This is a genomic window from Mesorhizobium sp. M2A.F.Ca.ET.046.03.2.1 (assembly GCF_003952425.1).
GTDB lineage: Bacteria > Pseudomonadota > Alphaproteobacteria > Rhizobiales > Rhizobiaceae > Mesorhizobium.
The window spans coordinates 119,780-140,400 of record NZ_CP034449.1 but is presented as its reverse complement, the minus strand read 5'-3'; the positions used below and the strand labels follow the sequence as shown (position 1 = coordinate 140,400).

Below are 20,621 nucleotides of genomic sequence, written 5' to 3'. Positions count from 1 at the left end.
CTCCGCTGGAATACCCCTCATCCGTCTCGGCGCTGCGCACCGATCCACCTTCTCCCACAAGGGGAGAAGGGAAAAATTACGCCCATAGCCCGGCCAGATGCCGAGCCAAAAGATACACGCCCGTATGCGCCGCGATGTAACAGGCGGCGACAAGGACGAAGACCATCAGGCCGGCGGACCGCGACCGGGCGACGCCGCTCTGCCGCTTGCTCGGCCGGTTGTTCCAGACCCACAGAGCGGCGCACAGGATTGCCCAGGCGACCATGACCGGAACCGCGAAGCCGTAATAGGCCAGGTAGGCCGGACCGATCAGCGACAGCAGCGCCTCGAGCACGGGCATCGACAATCCCCCTTTGTCCGAAGTCTAGACCGGTGACAAAGTTGGGAGCGAGGGGGATTGTTCGAGCCGCGTCCCGGCTTGTGCGGCATCTGTGGGAGCGTGCGGCGTAGCCGTCCCATTCCGGAACAGTCTTTCCGGCATCAGTCTTGCAACACCGACAGTGCCGGTTGATCCCGGCCCCGGTCGCGTTCCAGATCGGGTTGTAGGCTCGCCGGGCTTGAGGTTGTTGGGGACTCGCCCGGCGGGTTTACCCGTCTCCGTGTTCACACCACAGGTTTGATTTCAACCCGGACGGGACTGTTGGGGATCGGCACTCAGCCCGTGCTGCCGTGTCTGGCGAGCAGGCGTAGCACCTGAACGCTGTTGGGCAACTCGATGAGAAATTCCTCGTCACGGTCTAGATGGTGGATCTTGGTGGGATCGCCGCCGGTGAAGCGCGCCATTGCCTCGTTATTCTCCCAATAGGAGATTGTCATGAACTCCGAATAGGTCGGCGTGTCCTCGCGGAAGGTCTGGACACCGAGCGCCTTCTCGATCAGCGGCTTGATGCCGACCTCGTAGTTGTAGGCCTCATATGCGTCGGCTTTGTCGGGCAAGGTTCTGCCGCGCCAGATGCGCGCGATGGTCGGAGTTTTCGCATTGCCGGTCATGGCAACCGAAACTTGCGAAGGCTGACATGGTTCCAGGAGAGTGAGGCCAAGAGCCCTTCTGGTCAGGCCCTGGGCCGCTAGACCGGCACGGCAATTTTTTGGGGGAAAGCGATGGTCGGAGTGGCGTGATTCGAACACGCGACCCCCTGATCCCAAATCAGGTGCGCTACCAGGCTGCGCTACACTCCGACGTCCCGCGGCGTATAGGGGGCGCACGCCCGGAAGGCAACACAAAAACAGAGCGCGGTTCGATCCGGCCGATGATGCTGTCCAGGCAGCCTAGAGATCGACCTTGGCGACGTTGTCCTTGTACTCCTCCTTCGGATCGTAGCCGAGCAGCATCTTGATACCGGAGACGACGCTGGAGGCGTCGAGCCAAATCTCGGCCTGTTCAGCCTCGAAGCGAAGCAGCGTCAGCTTCGGATCGTCCCTGCCGCCTTCGAACCACGCTTCCACGTAGCGGTTCCACAGCCGGTCGATCACGACCCGGTCGTTATCGATCTGCAACCGGCCTTGCACCGTTGCAAAAAGGTCATGACCCTTGGATACAAACGTCGCCGTTGCCTGGCTGCCGGAGGAAAGTCCAAGCACAAGCTCGGTTTCCCTGGCGGTGAAGAACCAGATCGGGCCCCTGGCCTCGGCTTCCAGTTGCGCCGTCATGGGGCGCGGGATGATGTTCGAGCCGTCAAGCCCGATCATCATTGTCATATCCGATTTCAGGGCTTTCCAGAATTTTGCTTCGAGCTCATCGGGCGTCGGCATCTCGCTTCCTTTCATCAGAGAAAGGCAAACGACCGACCGTCTTGTCTGTTCCTTGTAGCGCGCTCAGCTCTTCAGGCCAGTGATCTTCCTGGCGATCGCCGCGGCCTGGATTGTTGAGTTGGCGAAGCAGCCGCGAATGCTGGGCCGCATGCCGGTGAACCAGAGCCCGGGCAGCTTCGGGTCGTTTGCGGCGCCGTTGAACAGCGGCACGCCCTTGGCGTCGAGCACGCCGAGCTTGCCCAGCATCGGTTCCAGTCCAGTGCGGTAGCCGGTGGCGGCGATGACGATGTCGGGCGCTATTCGCTGGCCATTGTCGAGCACGACGCCGTCGCGCCTGAATGCGCGCAACTGCGGCACGACGATGATGCGCCCGGCCTTGATGGCCTCGACCGCGCCGTCGTCGGCCGCGATCGCGGTATAGTCGGAGCCGAGCCGGCTGGCGCCGCCCGACGGGGCAGGGGGCAGGCCGTATTTCGTCAGATCTCCGAACACCAGGCGCTGCGTTGCCGCCATGACCGCGTCGGCGAGCCATGTGGGCAGGTTGGCCATGAGCGGCGATATGCGGTGCACCGCGATCTTGCCGATGCGCTTGGGCAGCAGCGAAGGTCCGTTGCGCGCCGAAAGCCAGATCTGGCCGGTCTCGACACGGGAAAGATGGTTGAGCGCATCGAAGCCGGAATTGCCGGCGCCGACCACCAGCACCTTCTTGCCGGCATAGTCGCTTGCCTTTCCGAAATCGGCCGAATGGATGATCCTGCCGGAAAAATCGTCCATGCCTGTCCAGGCCGGGATGAAGGGCTGCCGGTCCCGTCCGGTGGCGATCACCACATATCGCGCCGCCTTCAAGCCCTCGCTTGTCCGCAGCAGCCAATGGTCGCCTCGGAATTCGATCTCGTCGACCTCGACCCCGAAGGCGACGGGCAGCCGGTGCGTTTCGGCGAACTCATTGAGATGGCGCGCGACGGCGCTGCGGTGCGGGAACGCCGGTGTCCCCGCCGGATAGGACACGCCTGGCAATGAGGAGAGGTCGCGATGCGTGTTGAGGTGCAGATTGTCGTGGCGGCGGTGCCAGGGTTCGGCCAGCCTCTGCTCGCGCTCCAGGATCCGCGTCGTCACGCCGGCCATGGTCAACGCATGCGCGGCGGCAAGCCCGGCGGCGCCCCCGCCGACGACAATCGTACCGTCCAATATCGCTGGCTTGCCGGCCCCCGACGGCGAGACTTCCGTATCCGCGCTCATTCGTATCTTTGTCGTCGCCATCATGCCATCAAGTGGCACGACCATGTATCCGATGTATGCCGCTCGCAGGCCAAAAGGAATAGGTGCGTGTTGCAAAGCCCCCCGGCATTGTGTCGCGGATTTTGCAAGCGCCGGCTAATGAACCGGGTCGGCATGGCGATGCACCAGCTTGAACGCGCCATCCTCCAGCCGAAACACTTCCGTCACCCGCAAGGTCATCTCGGTCGCCTCGCCGTTCTTGCCGATGCGCGCCTTGGCATGCTGCAAGCCGCTCCAGAACGCCAGATCGCCGCTCGCCGACGCTTGCAGCACCTCGAGGTCGGTGTTGCCGCCTTTGTGGAAGCTTGCGGCATCGCGTTCGTAACGGCCGGCAACCGCTTCGGCGCCTTCGAGATGGTCGCCGCGCGGTGAGAAGAACGTCGCCGGCCCGGCACGGGTGACGATCGCCTTCAGCGAGGCGGCATCGCCATTGACATAGTCTTCGGCGATCTTCTCGCGCTGCTTCATGAAGGCATCGAAGGACGAGCCGGCAGGATGCACCGTCCTGATCCAGCTTTCCAGGCTGGCCATGAAATTTTCGAGGAAGGTGGCGGTATCGGCATTGGTCACCGCGCCTTTGCCGTCCAGGATTTCCGCGACATTGCCGATATAGGCCTCCGGCTGCTGCATCACTGGCATGTCGAGGAAGGCGAAGGTTTGTCTCAGCGCATGATTGGCGCCGAAAGCGCCAAGCTTATGCGGTGTGACACTGACGACCCCTGCGGGCAGTCCCTTGAACACGCTCTTGCCCGATGGGCGCGAGCCGACATCAAGCGCGTTCTTCAGGCAGCCGGGGATCGAGCGGTTGTATTCCGGGGTGACGAACAGCACCGCGTCGCATTCGCGCATCGCCGCACGGAAGGCCGACCACGCCGCTGGCGGGTCGTCACCGTCCAGATCCTCGTTGTAGAGCGGCAGGTCGCCGATCTCGATGAAGCGGCAGCGCACCGAATCCGGCGCGCGGGCGGCCAGGGCCTTGGCGATCTTGCGGCTGAAGGACTGGGCGCGCAGGCTGCCGACAAGCACGGCGAGCTGCAGGACGGCATGTTCGGTTGCATTGGTCATGGCGAAACGTCCGCTTCTGATTGAGGCTGACAGGGAAGGCTTGCCCGGCCCGGCCGCCCGACCTTTCGATAATGTCGCCGGCGCGGCGAGGTTCCCCTGCGCCTTGGGAGCGCAGGGGCGCTTGCGGCCTTGCCGCCGCGGCCATTGCACAGTAATGACGGGGTTGGCGCGAGATTTCGGGCTCCCGATGGGACCCGGGAATGGCGCCGAACAACGGTGCCCGATTTCCGGGCGGCAAAGAGGTGGTCATGTCCGCGCGCATTTTCAGTCCAGCCAAAACCGCGATGCAGTCCGGCAAGGCCAAGACCGGACATTGGGTGCTGGAGTTCGATCCCGCGCAGCGCAAGAAGATCGACCCGCTGATGGGCTACACCACCTCCGGCGACATGCTGAGCCAGGTGAAGCTCACCTTCGACACGAAGGAAGAAGCGGTGGCCTATGCCGAGAAGGAAAAGATCGCCTATCGCGTCGAAGAGCCGAAGGAAGCCAAGCGCCGGCAGATTTCCTATTCGGACAATTTCCGCTATGACCGCAGGACGCCCTGGACGCACTGACTTCCCGAGTCTTGCATCGCTTGGCGTAACGCAGCAGCCGGCCCGGCCGGCCGACGGTCCCGTAGCTCAGCTGGATAGAGCACCGGCCTTCTAAGCCGATGGTCGCAGGTTCGAATCCTGCCGGGATCGCCATTCCCTTGGCGCGGTTCGTGTGCGGACCTCACTTCCGCATCAGTTTAGGGGAGGGTTCGGCTAGCCATTGCTTGCCGTCTTTCTCGCTGGCCCATGGATTGCCGAAAGCCTTGGTCGGCAACGGTTCTTCGTCAAATTCGAGCCGTGCCTTCACGGCCCGCCGCTCGCGCCGATGCTCGGCTTGCTTGAATGCCTTGTCGCTGTCGACTGTGGTCATGCCGACGATCGGGGGTATTCCTTCGGGATCGGCTCATAGGCGTCACTTATCACAGAATGTGCGAAATAGGGCAGCGGGCGGGCCCGCTGCGCCGGTCATCGATCTAAACCTCAGCCAGCAACTCCATCACGAACTCCACGAACGCCCGCACCTTGGCCGTGCGGTATTGTCGCGAAGGGTAGATCGCGTGGAGCGGGAAGAGCTCGTCGGACCAATCCGGAAACAGGTCGATCAGCCGGCCGTCGCGCACCTGCTCGCGCGTGGCGAATTCCAGCACCTGCGCGATGCCGGCACCGGACAGGCAGGCGTTGAGCATGGTCGGCGCGTCGGAGGTCATCAGCCTGGTCCGAACGCTGACCGGCAGCGCCTCGTTGCCGCGGCGAAATTCCCACTCATAGGCGCGGCCATGCGCGGCGTCCCAGAAATCGATGGCGTAGTGGTCGGGCAGGTCGGCAGGGTGCCGCGGACGCCCTCGGCGCTCGACATAGGCGGGCGCCGCGACGGTGAGTACGCGCGTCTCGAACAGTTTGCGCGCGGTGAATGAGCCGGCCGGCGGATCGCCGAAGCGCAAGGCAAGATCGAACCCGTCCGCCACCAGGTCGCCCACCGCGTCGCGCATGATGAGCTCGAGGCGAAGCTCCGGATAGAGCGCCAGGAACCGGCCCGCGTGCCCGGCCAGCACCAGCTGCGAGAAGAACGGGTCGACATTGACGCGCAGCCTGCCGCGAACCACCGAGGTGGCGCCGGTGGCCTCGACCGCCGCCTCCTCGATGCCGTCGAGGTGAGGGCCGACCCGCTCGTGGAAGCGCCGCCCTTCGTCCGTCAGGTGCATGGTGCGGGTCGTGCGGTCGAGCAGCCGCACCCCGATGCGGGCTTCCAGCCGCTGGATGGCGCGGCCGACGCCTGAGGCGGTCATGCCGAGCGAGTCCGCTGCCCGCGCCATCGAGCCGGCTTCGACCACCGCCATCAGCACCGTCACGCCGGACAGCAATCTTCCGTCATAAGACATGCGCTATTCCCAACCTGGAGTCCGGATTATGATGACATATCGGCGCTGTGATCAGCAAGCCAAGGGTGTGAAAAGACCGGCCAGAGACCGCCGGCCCGTCGTGGCCGCCGGCCGTGATCCCGTTCAACCACCACAAACGAAGGAAAGATCATGTACGCAGTTACCGCCATTACCGGCCGCATCGGCGGGGTTCTTGCCGAAACGCTGCTGGCATCGGGCCACAAGGTTCGGGCCGTTGTCCGCGACGAAGCCAAGGGCGCGCGGTGGCTGGCCAAAGGCTGCGAGGTCGCCGTCGCCGATCTCGGCGATCCCGGGCCTCTGGCCGCGGCGCTTTCGGGCGGCGAGGGCGCGTTCATCCTGTTGCCGCCGGTCTATGATTCCGAACCCGATTTCCCGGACGTGCTGCCGAAGATCGCCGTCGTCCGCGAGGCGCTGCACAGGGCGCTGCCGCCCAAGGTGGTCGTGCTGTCGACGATCGGCGCGGACGCCACGCAGCCCAATCTGCTCAATGTGTTGCGCCTGCTGGAAGAGGCGCTCGCCGATCTGCCCGTGGCCGTGACGTTCCTGCGCGCCGCCTGGTTCATGGAAAATGCCCAGTGGGACCTCGCCTCGGCGCGCGATCAGGGCGTGATCGACAGCTACCTCCAGCCGCTCGATCGGCCGGTCGCGATGATCTCGGCCGCCGATGTCGGCAGAACCGCTGCGGAACTCTTGCCTGAGGATTGGAGCGGCCACCGGGTGATCGAACTGGAAGCGCGACACAGGGTGTCGCCGAACCAAATCGCCGCCGCCCTTGCCAAGGCGCTCGGCCGCGAGGTCGAGGCACGCACAGTCCCGCGCGAGCGCTGGGAGACGATCTTCCGCGAGCAGGGCATGCGCCATCCCGAAATGCGCATGCGCATGCTGGACGGCTTCAACGAAGGCTGGATCGACTTTCGCGATCCGGATACGCTGGGACGTCAAGGAAGGATTGGGATCGACGAGGCGATTGCGAAGCTCGTCGGCCCGCCTGACCGTATCTAGAAACAACCAGATCCGAGCGTCGCTGCGCGCTCTGAAGGACTGGAACGAGGGCGGTCGGCCTTCAGAAATCGCTCACGGCCTGCCCGGCCGGGCCGCCCAGATAAGTGTTCCACACATAATCCCGGAGCATTTCCCGGTGCTCCGCCGTTCGATGGTGATAGCCCGGTCTTTCGGGGTAGGACACGCCGGCGAGGTGAAAGAAGGCGCCGTCGATGAACTCGTGGTGCCCGACCGCGCCGGCCATCGTCATTGGCCGCTGTTCCACGGTTGCCACGGCGACATCCGCCTCGGCAAGTTTCGAATAGAGGATCGCCCAGTTGGCTGCGCCGGTGTCGAGGCCGAGATTTATGCGGGGTTCGAAATTCAGTTTATAGGCGGCCACGGCGGAGAACCGGTAGAAGCAGTAGCCTGCCCACAAATTCCAGTGCCGATCGTCCGGCTTGGCCTTGTAGACGTGATTTTCGGTACCGTATGCCCTGCGGCCATACACGACTTTGCCGGCCAGATTGGACGGGATATCGAACGGCACGACCGGGAAGCAGTCGTGATCGATGAAGCCGAAGAACTCCGGCTTCAGATGGCGCACGATGTTGTGAAACGCCCAGGTGATCGCCGTTCCATGCGATCTCGACAGGTGTTTTTCGACCCGCATCGGCAAGGCAAGGTAGGGCACGCCGCGCATCTTGCAGATCTGTGCGATGGCCGCTCTCGCCTGGGCCTTCGTAGAATTGTCGACGACGACCAGCGTCATCCCTGGCGAATGCATCTCCCACGCCTTCGTCAAAGCATCGATCACCCAGGGTACGTTGAAGGCGACCGTGATGCACACGCGCGACACCCCGGCGTCGTGCAACTGTTTTGCAAGCAGGCGCCCAGACGCACGCCCTCGATATTCGAAGCTTTTATAGGCGAACTCGTTTCTGAGCGCCTTTAGCTGGATGACCAATCGATTTTTGCTTAGTCCGTCGGCTATTAGTTTGAGTGCCATGCTGGTTCTCGTAGGCAGCCGGCAATCGGCGGGCCTTCGCATGCCCCTTTGCTCGAAGCCGCCGAGAAATCAAGCAACTCGAGTTTCGCTGACCTAGCGACGTTAGGTCAACCTCGGGGTTTTAGCTTTTGCGAAGATCGGCCAGCGGGATGTGCGTCAGGCGTCCAGCCTAGACTCAAATCGACCCGCTGGGTTCGCCAAAAGGTTCCGTTTCGGCAATGGGCGAACAGCCGCGACAATTCCCCACGAACTTTCGTGGTTACGCTTTTGGGGCGATGCGGTGCCGTTTGGATGATCGTCGGCATCGTATTTCGTTCAGAAAGAAAACGGTGCTGTGCGCAAAGGGCCGGTGTCACCTGATAGGTTGTATTGCGGGCGCACATCAGCGAATTCGGGCTGAACAATGCGAGATCGACCGGTTCCTTCAGGCGTTTTGTCCGCTGAAGCAGCTTTTCAGCCGCAGCCTTGGAAATGACATAGCCGGCCGTACCGAGATGCTCGCCGACCAGCCGGCCAATCGAATGGCCGTTCCCAATGGACGCAAGGCGCGCCAATCTGACCTGACCGAAGAACGTCTCGAGCTTGACGATGTCGGCATCGCGCGGGACCCAACTGTCATCGGACAGGAATGGTCCGGCATCGCTCCTGAAAACGACGTCATCCTCAAAGATTGCGGTATATTGCTCGGCGCCATCTGCGATCATTTGCCAGCACTTACGATGGCTGAGAAAGCATGCAATCTCTGGCTTGGTGAGGCGGCGAGCGGCAGGAAAATTCGAGGGCTCGCTGGACGTATCGACCGCCGCAACGCGCTCAAAAGCGATGCCGATCTTCGCGAATTCGGAGGTTGCCTGGTTCAACCTGTCAGGTGATCGATCAAGGTTGATTACCAAGCATTTCATGTGTCATCCGTTCTCTCAAATCGCCTTACGAATTCCTCAGCAGGTAAATCGAACGCAGCCTTTTCCTCCATGATCTTCTCACTCGGCAGTACCACCGGATGTTGGGCATCGCTGTCAGTAGCTGACTGCGACTTGCATTCCAAGAGGTCTCATTGCCGGAACTACCTTCCCGCCTGACAGCCTCGCGATTCGGCCAAGGTGCGTACAGCCAGTTCCCTGGGCTTGTAGGTTATATCTAACAGCGGCTATGTCGCTGCACGGCTGCCGCTGAGGTTTGCAGATGTCGACGATTTCCAGATGGTTCAAGGACGCGCGTTCCAAGTTGCCGGAGCATGTGACGGTTGGCCGCCACACCTATGGCGTGACATGGCGAAAGGTCCTGTTTCCCGCAAAGGAAGCCCCGCTGCGGGTCGGGGCCTTCTGCTCGGTTGCCGGCCGGGTGCTTTTCATTTGCTCCGGCCATCATCCGACCGCGAGCGCTACCACGTTTCCGATTTACAGCCGGCTGCTGAAGCAGCCGGAGCCGATCGCGGAAGACAGCAAGCCGGCTGGCATCACCGTGGGCAATGACGTCTGGATCGGCAACGGCGCCATGATTTTGCCGGGCGTCGAGATCGGCGACGGCGCTGTCGTCGGGGCAGGGGCGGTGGTCACGAAGAACGTGCCGCCTTACGCGATTGTCGGCGGCTCGCCGGCAAGGCTGATCAGATATCGCTTTTCGCAGGACGTCATCTCAAAGCTGCTCGCCATCCAATGGTGGCGTTGGGACGATGGCAAGGTCAAACGCGAGGCGGATCTGCTTACCGGCCCGATCGAGGCTTTTATCGAGAGGCATTCTGTGGCAGGCACCGCAACGAAATGACGGGCGGCGGTTAGCGGAACGATGAAGTCGTGTTTCTTCCTGGCGACGGATGCCGGCTACTTCCCATACGCCTGCCTGACGGCGCGCCGGATACTGGATGTCTCCACCCCAATCGACGGCTTTCTGCTCTACACCGGCGCGAGCCAGGCGGATCTTGAAGTCGCCCGGCATCTGCTGGAAGGCAAGGTCGAACTGGTCGATGTCGCCGAGTTCATGACGAATTTCGGCTTTCGCTTCGGAACCTACAGCATTGCCGCTTACATTCGGCTTTTCGCCGATCGGCTTCCGGTTTTCGAGCCGTATGACCGCATCGCATACACGGACTGCGACGTTCTCTTCAACCGGGACATCAATGACCTTGCCAGGCAGCGGCTGCGCGCCCCGCTGCTCGCCGCCCACGACGACTACATGTATTTCCGGCCCTCTTACCGGCAGAAGCTCAAGCTGGCGCCAGGCGCGCCATATTTCAATTCGGGCGTCGTCGTCTTCGATATGAACGCTGTCCGGGAGAATGCGCTGCTGGAGCGCACGCGAAAGACCGCTATTGACGGAAGCATGAACGACCAAAATGCCCTGAACGTCGTCTTCGAGGGCAAATGGCAGACGATGCATCCAAACTGGAACCTGCAGTCGCTCGGAGAATTGGGGGGCTTCTCGCAAGCCTGGGCCAGGCATTTCGCGGGCGGCAAGCCGTGGGGCAATCAGGTCGGGGTCGAGTTGGAAGCGCTGCGCATCTGGCGGGATCTGGCAAGGGACACGCCCTGGGGCAGGCCTTTCGAGCAGCGCATACCCTTCGAACGCGGCGTGGTGAAGCGCTTCCTCCGGCGGTTCGACGCGGTTGCCGGCCTGTTCGGCAAGGACGTGCAGCGCCGCAGGGCCAGATATGACGGCAGCAGGATGCACGCGATCTATGCCAGGCAGGCGGATGAAGGCGCAATGGCCGTGCAGTTTCCAGAAGTGCTTGGCGGTTTCGCCTGAAAAGGCCGCAGTCTGCCTGCCTGGCCCCGTTGACCATGCCCTGTGGATAGTAACCGCTCGTTCACCATGCTCCGGCGCTTGCGTTGCGGCCCGGCGCCCGACTCGCCGAAATGGAAAGGCCTGAACCCGTCAGGCAGCCCCTAGGCCGAGCGGCCGGCGTTTTCATGTACCCCACGGGATGCGTGCTTTAACGCGTTCCGCAGTATGCGCCGGCCGTAACTTCCCTTGTATGGAAAGGAAAGCCCGCGCGAAACCGCAACGGGCATGGAGAAATCGAGGCTACGCCAGCAGTCCGGCGATCTTCGCCGCCTTGCGCAGCGTCTTGCGGGCTTCCACCGGGCTGCGCAGCCCGTCAAGCGCGTCACGGCAGACGCGGCTCGCCGAGCGCCAGGCGCCGTCGCGCGCCTGTCCCGGCCAACGTAGGTCGAGGCATTCCATCGCCTCGAAGCAGCTCGATACCTTGCGTTGGCCGTTTGGCTGGAAATCGATCACGACTGGTTCGGAAAACCAGACATCGTTCATCACTTCCTCCGTTTCTTATGATTGTCTTTTTGAGCAAGCAATCGGTGCCGGATGGCGTCCGATGCAGGTCCGTGAGGCGATTGCGGACCCGCGCATTAACCAACCACCGCGCATTAGGTTCCGAAGAATTTCGAGGCGACGATGGGCAGCGTCGGGACGGGCTCTTCAGCGATTCCGGACGGCTGAAAATCGTGTGACCAAAGTCACTGCAGCACCCTCGCAGGCTGCGCTAATGAATCCGCCAGGCTGATGAAACGCGGGAAAACCTCTCATGATTATCGCCGTGCTTGCACTCGCCATGACCGCCGCGACATTGATGGCGACCGCTTTCGGGCTCTACGACGAGGTCCGGCAAAACCGCGCGCATGCTGAAGCGGATCGTTTGCGCGCGTTTCGAACAGCGTGTCGCCTTCCCGTCAACGCGCGCAACCGATAGGGATCGGCGCGGCCAGGCATGCTCACGCCGCTTTCCCTGGCCATGTGCATTTTTCGGCCTGGAATCCTGCTCTCTCCGGCAGTGTTCGCGGTGCTGGTGCTTTTGTGGCTTTTCTATCGATAGGCAGGCGCGTGTAATAAGGCGCTGCCATGCCCTATTCGACCAGTACATGCGCTTCGCGCGCGGCGGCGATGAAGGCCTCCCTGGCGGCATCGGCCGTGACGTCGCCGCGGATCGCGCGGCGGCAGGCCCGCAGCGCCTCGCCATGCAGCGCACTGCCGGCATCGCGCCATTGGCCGGTCAGCAGCTCGGCGGCTTGTTCGGCGTTGGAGATGTGGCGGATCGACCCGGAAAGGCCGACGGCGACTTCAACCGGCTTGGAGAACCATCCCTGGATCATCGCGAAACCTCCCGAACATGTCGGAACACGATATTCTGCCGTTGCGTTCCGTGCCGGAACGTCAACTCACCGTGAAGCCGCCTCGCGTGGGCGGACCACGTTGCTCATCTTCCAAGCGGCCTGCGCGAAAGCTCGATCAACTCCGCCTCGTCGGTGATGCCGGCCATGTAATTGGCCAGGATGCGCGAGGCGCGTGCTTCCTTCTGCTCGGTAGTCTCGCCCTCGACGCTGCCATTCTCATAGACACGGCCAAGCATGGCCGTCTCGTCGGGAGTGAATGTGTTGCGGGCATTGGACGCGATGGACATGGCTTCCTCCTTGCGCCGGGCTCCTTTTTTGCCCGGCTAATATTAGCATGTTTGAAGGTTGAGCGTGAGTCGCTGCAAGGTATCCTTGCCATGCGCTTCGGCTGACGCCGCTCTTGCCCTGAGGCTGGCCGCTGTTTTGCCGGCCTCGTTATATTCTTGCCGAACGAGCGCTGCGCTGATACGTATTAGCAGCGCGGAATTTTTCCGAGTCTGCATTGACTTGAGCCCGAAAAAGCGCCGCGCGTTCTGTCCGAGACCAGCAACCTCGACGTGGTGGCAACCGGGTTACGAAGGGGTTCTGGTCGAAAAGAAGCAGGGCAGGTCCCGCGTCCAAACCGGGGCAGGCTCATCAACGCTCTGGAATTCTGAAGCCATTGCCCCCATGGCCTTCGGAAGAGCATGAAGCATGGGGAAATCGATGGTTACCAAGAAACTTACCGCCAACGCAGAAAGCGCGGCAGCCTTTCTTGCGGTGATGGGCAACGAAAAGCGTTTGCTCATCATGAACTACCTCGCCGAGGGCGAACTCTCTGTCGGCGTGCTCGCCGACAAGGTCGAACTCAGCCAATCAGCGCTGTCGCAACACCTGGCCAAACTGCGCAGGTTTGGCCTTGTAGAAACCCGCCGTGATCGTCAAATGGTCTATTATTCCTGCAAGTCTTCGGCAGCGCGCGAACTTCTGGCGTTGCTCGATGGCCTGCTGACCACGGACAAGCCGCTTGCCGGACCGGCAAGGCAGGCCTTCGTCGAGAGGATGCGGCGGCCGCAGGCCGCCTGAACGGACTGCTACGCACGGGCGAGGCCGGGGGGCCTTCGTCCGGCGCGGCGCCTTGATGGCGCAGACTGCAATGAAGCGGGCCGTGTCGGGACGCCGCCCGGTTCCCCTGCATTTCCAAGCCGCTCCGCCGTCCCGCCGGCCGGACAGACGGTTCATCACGTTTCTTTGACAAGCGCTGTCTCGATGTCGGATGCTCTCCGCAAGCCGCTGATAGAACAGGCTTTTCTTGGCCGGTTGGGCACACAGACCGACCGCAGGTTACGGATTTGTAAGTCGCCCGGCTGAGCCCTGTTGGCTAGACTTCGAGTCGATCCACACCCCCGGATCATCACGGTGCCGAGCTTCCACTTCGGCTCCGTAAAGAGGCTCGCCGCTCCTGGCGGGCCTCTTTCGTTTCTGGACCGGGGCAGTTCCCAGGGCAATTCAAGGGAGGTGTGGGCGGGTTCCCGCATGGGCCGCGTCAAGAGAGAGAACGGTCCGCTGTTTCCGTGAACGCAACCGCTCTACGGCGACGCCTTCTGTCTGGCGATCACGCTCCTCACCGCCAGCACCAGCACCGTGATGACGATCAGGATCACCGAAAGCGCCGCGATCGCCGGATCGATGTTGTCGCGCAGGCCCATCCACATCAGGCGCGGCAGCGTGATCGCATTCACCGAGGTGATGAACAGCGTCACGCCGATCTCTTCCCAGGAAAGCACGAAGGAGAGCAGCGCGGCGGTGACGATGCCGAATTTGATGTTGGGTATGATGACGCGCGTCGCGCGCTCCCACACGCTGGCGCCAAGGCCGCGCGCGGCAAGATCGATGCGCCGGTCGAGCTGGCTGAGCGACACCAGGATGAGCACCGTGGCGAAAGGCACAGTCATCACCGAATGCGCCATGGCGACACCGAGCCATGTATCGTAGCCGAAGAACGAGGTGAGGCCGGAGACCGAGGTGAGCAGGAAATAGAGCGTCACCGCCGAGACCACCGGCGGCACCACCATGGGCAGCAGCACGAAGCCGACAAGGGCCGCGGTGAAGCGCGGCTGGAACATCCAGACGCCGAGGCTGAAGGTGAGGGCAAGCACCGTGGAGAGCGCGCTGCTCACCACGCCGATCCGGATCGACAGCAGGATGGACTCCAGCCAGCGCGGATCCTCGATCAGCGAGTGGTAGTGGCGCAGCGACAGTTCACCCGTCGGCATGGTCAGCATGCGGCTCGGCGTCAGCGACACCGGGATGACGGCAAGCAGCGGCATCAGGAGGAACAGCGCCACCAGCACGGCGAGGGCGAGCGAGACGGGGCCGGGACGATAGGTCGGCATCTTGGCTACACCAGCTGCTTCGGTTTGACGTAGCGGAAAAGCAGCGCCATCAGCGCGCCGACGAACACCACCAGCACGACGCTGATCGCCGCCCCCAGCCCCCAGTCCGGGCTCTGGAAGATGCGCAGATAGATCAGCTCCGCGATCATCACGCTGCGGCCGCCGCCGAGGATTGCCGGCGTGACGAAGAAGCCCAGCGAGAACACGAAGGTGATCATCGCCGAGCCGATGATGCCGGAGCGCGTCATCGGCACGAACACGGTCCAGAAGGTGCGCATGCGGCTGGAGCCGAGCCCGCGCGCCGCGAGCAGCACGCGCTCGTCCAGGCTGCGCATGGCGGACGCCAGCGGGAACACCGCGAAGGGGATCAAAAAATGCGACATGCCGACGATGACGCCGAATTCGTTGCGCACCAGTGTCAGCGGCTCGGAGATGAAGCCGATCGATTGCAGCCAGGTGTTGATCAGGCCGCGATTGGAGAGCAGCGCCACCCAGCCGAAGGCGCGGGTGAGTACGGAGATCCAAAATGGCACCAGGATGCAGAATTCGGCCAGCACGCGCTGCAGCGGACTGCCGCGCACCCACACCACGGTGATGGCGTAAGCGGCGGTGACGGAGATGAGAGTGACGATCGCCGCGATGCGCAGCGTGCGGATGAATACCGACTGCACCAGGTCGTCGGTGAGCAAAGCATGGTACTGGCCGAGCCCGGGCGTGGGAAGCGTAAAACTCCACTTCACCACGCCGAGGAACGGCCAGGCATAGGCAAGGACCAGGAACAGAAGCAGCGGCGCCATCAGCAGCGCCGCGCCCATCCTGTCGGAGAGGGTGCCTCTCATCAGTGAGAAAGTCTCCGCCCTGATCAGGCGGAGATGATCTTGGTGTATTCGTCGAGCGCGGCGCCGTAATTCTTGGCGTACCACTCCATGTCGAGCGCGATCTGCTTCTTCATGTTGTCCGGATCGACGGGATTGATGCGCTTTTTGTCGGCGGGGATCAGCGCGTCGGCCGCCGGATTGGCCGGACCCTGGCCGAGCTTGTCGAACATCACCAACTCCTTCTGCGGATCCTGCGTGCTGGCGATGAACTTCATCGCCGCGTCCTTGCCGCCGGGGTTGTTCTTGAGCACCGCCAGCGCGCCGGGCGAGATCAGGCCCTGGTCCCAGATGAACTTGATCTGGCCGCCGGAGTCCTGCTCGATCAGCGAGGCGCGCGTCGACCAGACGATCGCCATCGAGGCCTCGCCGTTGAGCAGCACGCTCTGACTTTCGGCGCCGCCGCCCCAATAGGAGACGACGTTTTCCTTGAAGGCGGCGATCTTGTCATGCGCGCGCTTCAGATCGAGCGGATAGAGCGAGGCAGGCGCGACGCCGTCGGCCAGAAGTGCGGCTTCCCAGCTCGACACGCCCCATTTGTAGAGCGAGCGCTTGCCTGGGAATTTCTTGACGTCGAAGAAGTCGGCCATGCCGGTCGGCGCGTTGGAGCCGAACTTCTGCGAGTCGTAAGCGATCACATAGGAGAAGAAGTAGGTGGAGGCTGCATACTCCCAGCCGAAGCCCGGCCGCATCTTGCTCTTGTCGACGATCTTGTAGTCGATCGGCTCGAGCATGCCTTGGCCGCCCAGCGTGATCGCCGAGAACGGGTCGACGTCGACCAGGTCCCAGGTCGGCGCGCCGCTCTTGAACTGCGCGGCGATGGCGCCTTCCGTCGGGCCCGAGCCGTCCATCTTGACCGGGATGCCGGTGTCTTTGGTGAAGGCCTGGCCGTAAGCGGCGTCGTAAGCCGTGATGGCGTCGCCGCCCCAGTTCACCAGCACCAGCCCTTTGGTCTCGGCGAAGGCGCCGGTCGAGCGCAACAACAGCGGCGTGCCGGCGAGCGCCAAGCCCGCTAGTTGCGCAAACTGGCGGCGTGAGATCTCGCCGCGCTTGGTCCGCTCGGCGAGGGATTCGATCGTCTGTTTCTTTGTATCGCTCATGTCAGTTCCCCTTTTTTGTCGTTGATTTGAACCGGAAGCCGCCGCGGTGATGTGTCTGGCCGCGACGGCGGTGCTTACTGTCCTCCATCCGGAAGGAGGAAACCCTTTTCCGCTGGCCATGTAAGCCAGACCGAATTGCCTTTGCTGAGCGCCGCCGCAGCCACTTCGTTCGGCACCGAAACGGTGACCCTGGCGCCCTGGCGCGTGGTGAGGTCGAGCTTGGTCGCCGCGCCCAGATAGGTCGAGGCGACGGCCGTCGCGGCAATGCCGTTCTGGTTGACCGACGCTTCCGGCGCGATCGACATGTCCTCGGGGCGGATGGCGAGGATGGCGTCGCCTTTGATCGCCTCCGCCTTGCAGCGCATGTTGACCGCGCGGTCCTCGCAGAGCCCCGTGGCGCCATTGTCGGCGGGGCGCACGCCCTTCACCGGCAGCATGTTGATCTCGCCCAGGAACTCGGCGACGAAGCGGTTCGCCGGCCGGTCGTAGACCTCATCCGGCCGGCCCACCTGCAAGAGCTTGCCGTGGTTGAAGATGGCGACGCGCGAGGACAGCGCCAGCGCTTCGCTCTGGTCGTGGGTGACGAAGACGAAGGTTGTGCCGGTCTCTTGGTGCAGCCGCTTCATCTCGGCCTGCATCTGGCCGCGCAGGCTCTTGTCCAGCGCCGAGAACGGCTCGTCGAGCAGCAGCACGCCCGGCTCGAACACCAGCGCACGGGCCAGCGCCACGCGCTGCTGCTGGCCGCCGGAAAGCTGTGCCGGCAGTTTCTTCTCGTGCCCCTTGAGGCCGACGCGCTCGACCATCTCGCCGACACGGCTCTTGATTTCCGAGGCGGATTTCTTGCGCACTCTGAGCGGGAAGGCGATGTTCTGCTCCACGCTCATATGCGGGAACAACGCATAGCCCTGGAACACCATCCCGGCGGCGCGCTGCTCCGCCGGGCGGTTGGTGATGTCGACACCGTCGCTGAAAAGCCTGCCCTCGCTCGGCTGCACGAAGCCAGCTAGGATCATCAGGAAAGTGGTCTTGCCGGAGCCGGAAGGGCCAAGCAGCGTCAGGAACTCGCCGCGGCCGATATCGAGCGACAGGTTATCGAGCGCCCGGAACGAGCCGAAGCTCTTGCCGATCCCGTTCGCTTTGATTTCTGCGGCCCGGCCGGGTTGCTGCATCCTGGCTCTTTCCTCAGTTCCCAATGAAATCGTAGGCATGGCTGCGGCTCACCGCAACCGAATAGTTTTCGCCTGATCGGCAAATTTGATTCACGGGTGACCCGTATTGGCAGGTGGCAACAGCGTGTGCAGACGCGGGCGTTCGGCGCTCACTAACGTTCGCGATTGGCGAAAGCCTTCATGCCCTCGTCATTCCAGGGCGGAGCAAGGAGCGAAGCGACGCGCGCAGACCCTGGAATCCACACCGTTACACACGAGCGTTGCAACGGTCCAGAATTCTCGCCCGCCGCACACTTCGGCCAACGTCACGGCATGGATCCTCGGGTCAAGCCCGAGGATGACGACCGGAGAGGGCGGCAGCACTCAATCTAAACCCTGCTCTCCGACAGCTTCGCCCTCAGCCAGTCGCCGAAGGCGTTGAGCACCGGGTGCCCCGCCTTGGCGTGCTCGAAGACAAGGAAATAGGAGCGCGGCGAGGGGATGGTCGCCTCGAAAGGCTTGACCAGCCGGCCTTCGCTCAGCGCCTGGCGGCCGGTCAGCTCGTCGCCCAGCGCAATGCCCTGGCCGGCGATCGCCGCCGAGAAGACGAGGTTCATGTCGGAAAAGAAGATGCCGCCTTCGGTATCGGGATTTTCCACCTTGGACAGCGCCAGCCAGCGCGCCCAGTCCTCGGTGTCGCTGAGATGGAGCAGGCTGGCGCGCAGCACGTCGGCGGGTTTGGAAAAGCCGCCGACCTTGTTGAGCAGCCTTGGACTGCAGAGCGGCGTGAAGGAGACTTCGCAGAGCAGTTCCACGGCCCGGTTCGGCCAGTTGCCGACCCCGAAGGCGATGAAGGCGTCGGCGTCCGGATTTGAGACGTCGTCGAGCCGCCGCGGCGTGAGCACCGACAGCGCCACATCCGGATACATTTGCTGGAACTCGCCGATATGCGTGCACAGGAACATCGAGGCGAAGCCCGGCGGGCAGGAGATGGCGAAGGAGCCGCCGACGCCGGCACCGTTGTTGTGCGTCCCCGCGTCGCCGAGCACGGTCAGCGCCTTCCTGACGTCGGCCGCGTAGCGCTGGCCGCGCGGCGTCAGCGCCACGCCCTTGCCGATGCGCTGCAGGAGATCGAAGCCGAGGTCGCGCTCAAGCAGCCGTAGCTGATGCGAGACGGCGCTGCGGGTGAGGTGAAGCTCGTCGGCGGCGCGCCATACGCTGCCGTGACGGGCAAAACTGTCGAGGGCGCGCAGCGCCTGCGTGGAGGGTATTCGCAAGAGGCCTCAGGTGAACCGAATTTGCACGAGCCGGGAAAACATATCACTTTTTGATGAGCCGCTTCACTGCTTTTCTTGCACCATGGACAAACCGGTGACGAGTTCAGCGCAGGAAACCGCGCTTGCCTGCATCGACGGCATCCAGCCGCTGCTGTCGGCCTGGACGCGCACCATCTTCGATTTCGGCGAGACCGCCTGGCGCGAATATCAATCGGCGGCCTGGTATGTCGAGCGGCTGAAGCGCGAAGGCTTCTCGGTCGAGGAAGGCTCCGGCGGCATGCCGACGGCCTTCTGCGCCCACTGGACGAATGGCGACGGCCCGGTGATCGGCATGTATGGCGAGTATGACGCCGTGCCCGGCAACTGCCAGGACGCCGCGACGGTGAAGCGGCCGCGAGAAGGCTTGGGATTTCAGGCCGGCGGCCACACCGATCCGCATTCGGGCCTCGGCATCGGCAGCCTCGGCGGGTTGCTCGCGACTAAGGCGGCGATGCTGGAGCATGGCATCAAGGGCACGCTGCGCTTCACCGGCGAGCCGGCCGAGAAGGTGCGGGGCTCGAAACCGATCCATGCGGCAAAAGGCTATTATGACGGCCTTGCCGGCATGATCTCCTTCCATCCCTTCTACATGCTGCCGCTCTGCAACACCGCGCGCTGGGACACGCATTGCGGCGCCGCCTATTCGATGATCTACCGCTTCGTCTGCGACGAGCCCGAGAATTGGGGCCGCGCGGCAAGCGACGCAGCACCCATCCCGCAGGCGCATTCGGCGGTGCGGGCGCCCGGCGCCAATGACGCGCTGATGATGATGTACATGGCCTCCAAGGCGCTGCGCGATTCCATGCTCACCCATCAGGGCGGCTGGTCGATCAGCGAGGCGATCCTGACGGCAGGGCAGGCGACCGCCGACAATCTGCCGGCCGGCCTTGCCGAGATCCAGTACATGATCCGCGTGCCGACCATCGCCATGGCCGAACAGGTGACCGCGGTGCTCGACCGTAACGCCGAAGCCGCTGCCAGGATGAGCGGCTGCCGCTACGAGCGTCATTGGGTCTCGAAGTCGCGGCCGGGGCTCGCCAACCACGCCATGGCCGATATCACCTATCAGGCGCTCTCCACTGTCGGCGCGCCGCAATGGAACGAAGAGGCGAGGGCGATCGGGCGCGAGGTCCAGGTCAATGCCGGCGGCGAGGCGACCGAAAACCCGTTCATCGACGAGCTGGAGCGGCTTATCGCGCCGCAGGAGGCCGAGGCGATCCTGCGCCGCGACCTGCCGCCCTCGCAGGTGAACTCCACCTCCGACGACTACACCGACATGAGCTGGCACGCGCCGACATCGCGTTTCTACATCGCCCGCCCGGCGCTGCGCGCGGCCAAGGGCCATGTCTATCCATCCTGGGCGATGAACGCGCTGGGCGGCATCTCCGCCACCATCGATCCGATGGTCACCTGCGCCGCCAAGACGGTCGCGCTGACGGCACTGCGCCTGCTGGAGGACAAGGCCGCGCGCGATGCCGCGATGGACGAGTTCGTCAGGCGGACCGGCGGCGGCATCGGCGGCTCGAACTGGATCGCGCCGCTCTGCGACTATGAACCGCCGATCAACTTCCGCTGGCCGGAATATGTCACCACCGCGCGCGGGCGCGACTGGTGGATCCCGGCCGCTTCCACCGCATGACCGATCAACAAAACAGTCCAAGGAGAACC

At 63.5% G+C, this 20,621-nt stretch carries 24 protein-coding genes and 2 tRNA genes; 8 read left to right on the top strand and 18 right to left on the bottom strand.

Annotated elements, in window-relative coordinates; all coding sequences use genetic code 11:
• Nucleotides 1-76 precede the first annotated feature (76 nt).
• From EJ072_RS00800 to EJ072_RS35780, 6 genes are all read right to left on the bottom strand, one after another.
• Complete coding sequence (locus EJ072_RS00800) at nucleotides 77-340, bottom strand: hypothetical protein (protein ID WP_126078163.1); 264 nt, start codon at nucleotides 338-340, stop codon at nucleotides 77-79.
• 314 nt (nucleotides 341-654) lie between these two features.
• Nucleotides 655-990 carry a hypothetical protein gene (locus EJ072_RS00795; protein ID WP_126078162.1) on the bottom strand — a complete coding sequence of 112 codons (336 nt, stop codon included), beginning with the start codon at nucleotides 988-990 and terminating at the stop codon, nucleotides 655-657.
• A 112-nt stretch (nucleotides 991-1,102) separates the two neighbouring features.
• Nucleotides 1,103-1,179, bottom strand: a tRNA-Pro gene (locus tag EJ072_RS00790).
• A 90-nt stretch (nucleotides 1,180-1,269) separates the two neighbouring features.
• Nucleotides 1,270-1,752 carry a pyridoxamine 5'-phosphate oxidase family protein gene (locus EJ072_RS00785; protein WP_126078161.1) on the bottom strand — a complete coding sequence of 161 codons (483 nt, stop codon included), beginning with the start codon at nucleotides 1,750-1,752 and terminating at the stop codon, nucleotides 1,270-1,272.
• Nucleotides 1,753-1,815: 63 nt separating this feature from the next.
• On the bottom strand, nucleotides 1,816-2,991 hold the full coding sequence (locus tag EJ072_RS00780; protein ID WP_126078160.1) for an NAD(P)/FAD-dependent oxidoreductase: 1,176 nt from the start codon (nucleotides 2,989-2,991) through the stop codon (nucleotides 1,816-1,818).
• Between the two features lie 135 nt (nucleotides 2,992-3,126).
• Complete coding sequence (locus EJ072_RS35780) at nucleotides 3,127-4,095, bottom strand: NAD(P)H-dependent oxidoreductase (protein WP_128298208.1); 969 nt, start codon at nucleotides 4,093-4,095, stop codon at nucleotides 3,127-3,129.
• A gap of 248 nt (nucleotides 4,096-4,343) precedes the next feature.
• Between EJ072_RS35780 and EJ072_RS00770 the strand changes: the two genes are divergently transcribed.
• Nucleotides 4,344-4,649 carry an ETC complex I subunit gene (locus tag EJ072_RS00770; protein WP_112101520.1) on the top strand — a complete coding sequence of 102 codons (306 nt, stop codon included), beginning with the start codon at nucleotides 4,344-4,346 and terminating at the stop codon, nucleotides 4,647-4,649.
• Between the two features lie 55 nt (nucleotides 4,650-4,704).
• Nucleotides 4,705-4,781: transfer RNA gene (locus EJ072_RS00765), tRNA-Arg, on the top strand.
• A gap of 28 nt (nucleotides 4,782-4,809) precedes the next feature.
• Here the strand turns inward: EJ072_RS00765 and EJ072_RS00760 are convergent.
• Entirely contained in the window at nucleotides 4,810-4,998 is a 189-nt protein-coding gene (locus tag EJ072_RS00760; protein ID WP_126078159.1) for a hypothetical protein, read from the bottom strand.
• Nucleotides 4,999-5,101: 103 nt separating this feature from the next.
• Nucleotides 5,102-6,007, bottom strand: coding sequence for a LysR family transcriptional regulator (locus tag EJ072_RS00755; RefSeq protein WP_126078158.1), 906 nt, complete (start codon nucleotides 6,005-6,007; stop codon nucleotides 5,102-5,104).
• A 150-nt stretch (nucleotides 6,008-6,157) separates the two neighbouring features.
• On the opposite strand from EJ072_RS00755, the gene EJ072_RS00750 reads away from it, so the two are divergent.
• A complete protein-coding gene (locus EJ072_RS00750; protein ID WP_126078157.1) occupies nucleotides 6,158-7,030 on the top strand; it encodes an NmrA family NAD(P)-binding protein in 873 nt (290 codons plus the stop codon).
• Between the two features lie 61 nt (nucleotides 7,031-7,091).
• On the opposite strand, the gene EJ072_RS00745 is transcribed toward EJ072_RS00750, so the two are convergent.
• Nucleotides 7,092-8,018: a hypothetical protein gene (locus EJ072_RS00745; protein WP_126078156.1), complete on the bottom strand. Its 927-nt coding sequence runs from the start codon at nucleotides 8,016-8,018 to the stop codon at nucleotides 7,092-7,094.
• A gap of 107 nt (nucleotides 8,019-8,125) precedes the next feature.
• Nucleotides 8,126-8,920: a glycosyltransferase family 25 protein gene (locus EJ072_RS00740; RefSeq protein ID WP_126078155.1), complete on the bottom strand. Its 795-nt coding sequence runs from the start codon at nucleotides 8,918-8,920 to the stop codon at nucleotides 8,126-8,128.
• A gap of 280 nt (nucleotides 8,921-9,200) precedes the next feature.
• Here EJ072_RS00740 and EJ072_RS37235 point away from each other — a divergent pair, with 280 nt between their 5' ends.
• Together EJ072_RS37235 and EJ072_RS00730 are read left to right on the top strand one after the other, a co-directional pair.
• Entirely contained in the window at nucleotides 9,201-9,782 is a 582-nt protein-coding gene (locus EJ072_RS37235; protein ID WP_126078154.1) for a CatB-related O-acetyltransferase, read from the top strand.
• Nucleotides 9,783-9,803: 21 nt separating this feature from the next.
• Nucleotides 9,804-10,760: a glycosyltransferase gene (locus EJ072_RS00730; RefSeq protein WP_126078153.1), complete on the top strand. Its 957-nt coding sequence runs from the start codon at nucleotides 9,804-9,806 to the stop codon at nucleotides 10,758-10,760.
• Nucleotides 10,761-11,039: 279 nt separating this feature from the next.
• On the opposite strand, the gene EJ072_RS00725 is transcribed toward EJ072_RS00730, so the two are convergent.
• Nucleotides 11,040-11,282, bottom strand: coding sequence for a DUF982 domain-containing protein (locus EJ072_RS00725; protein ID WP_042638153.1), 243 nt, complete (start codon nucleotides 11,280-11,282; stop codon nucleotides 11,040-11,042).
• A gap of 271 nt (nucleotides 11,283-11,553) precedes the next feature.
• Between EJ072_RS00725 and EJ072_RS35775 the strand changes: the two genes are divergently transcribed.
• Complete coding sequence (locus EJ072_RS35775; protein ID WP_189343184.1) at nucleotides 11,554-11,718, top strand: hypothetical protein; 165 nt, start codon at nucleotides 11,554-11,556, stop codon at nucleotides 11,716-11,718.
• A 154-nt stretch (nucleotides 11,719-11,872) separates the two neighbouring features.
• Here EJ072_RS35775 and EJ072_RS00720 read toward each other — a convergent pair whose 3' ends face one another.
• Entirely contained in the window at nucleotides 11,873-12,118 is a 246-nt protein-coding gene (locus tag EJ072_RS00720) for a DUF982 domain-containing protein (protein ID WP_126078152.1), read from the bottom strand.
• A 104-nt stretch (nucleotides 12,119-12,222) separates the two neighbouring features.
• Nucleotides 12,223-12,426, bottom strand: coding sequence for a hypothetical protein (locus EJ072_RS00715; protein WP_126078151.1), 204 nt, complete (start codon nucleotides 12,424-12,426; stop codon nucleotides 12,223-12,225).
• A 418-nt stretch (nucleotides 12,427-12,844) separates the two neighbouring features.
• Here EJ072_RS00715 and EJ072_RS00710 point away from each other — a divergent pair, with 418 nt between their 5' ends.
• Nucleotides 12,845-13,204 (top strand): metalloregulator ArsR/SmtB family transcription factor, encoded by a 360-nt coding sequence (locus tag EJ072_RS00710; RefSeq protein ID WP_126078150.1) that lies wholly within the window; start codon nucleotides 12,845-12,847, stop codon nucleotides 13,202-13,204.
• A gap of 503 nt (nucleotides 13,205-13,707) precedes the next feature.
• Here EJ072_RS00710 and EJ072_RS00705 read toward each other — a convergent pair.
• From EJ072_RS00705 to EJ072_RS00685, 5 genes are all read right to left on the bottom strand, one after another.
• Complete coding sequence (locus EJ072_RS00705; protein WP_126078149.1) at nucleotides 13,708-14,514, bottom strand: ABC transporter permease; 807 nt, start codon at nucleotides 14,512-14,514, stop codon at nucleotides 13,708-13,710.
• Nucleotides 14,515-14,519: 5 nt separating this feature from the next.
• Nucleotides 14,520-15,353, bottom strand: coding sequence for an ABC transporter permease (locus EJ072_RS00700; protein WP_126078148.1), 834 nt, complete (start codon nucleotides 15,351-15,353; stop codon nucleotides 14,520-14,522).
• A 23-nt stretch (nucleotides 15,354-15,376) separates the two neighbouring features.
• Entirely contained in the window at nucleotides 15,377-16,489 is a 1,113-nt protein-coding gene (locus EJ072_RS00695; protein WP_126078147.1) for an ABC transporter substrate-binding protein, read from the bottom strand.
• A 74-nt stretch (nucleotides 16,490-16,563) separates the two neighbouring features.
• A complete protein-coding gene (locus EJ072_RS00690; protein WP_126078146.1) occupies nucleotides 16,564-17,658 on the bottom strand; it encodes an ABC transporter ATP-binding protein in 1,095 nt (364 codons plus the stop codon).
• A 368-nt stretch (nucleotides 17,659-18,026) separates the two neighbouring features.
• The gene (locus EJ072_RS00685; RefSeq protein ID WP_126078145.1) at nucleotides 18,027-18,914 is read right to left on the bottom strand and encodes a LysR substrate-binding domain-containing protein; all 888 of its coding nucleotides are present in this window, start codon (nucleotides 18,912-18,914) and stop codon (nucleotides 18,027-18,029) included.
• A gap of 82 nt (nucleotides 18,915-18,996) precedes the next feature.
• On the opposite strand from EJ072_RS00685, the gene EJ072_RS00680 reads away from it, so the two are divergent.
• Nucleotides 18,997-20,592 (top strand): amidohydrolase, encoded by a 1,596-nt coding sequence (locus EJ072_RS00680; protein ID WP_189343183.1) that lies wholly within the window; start codon nucleotides 18,997-18,999, stop codon nucleotides 20,590-20,592.
• Nucleotides 20,593-20,621: the final 29 nt, after the last annotated feature.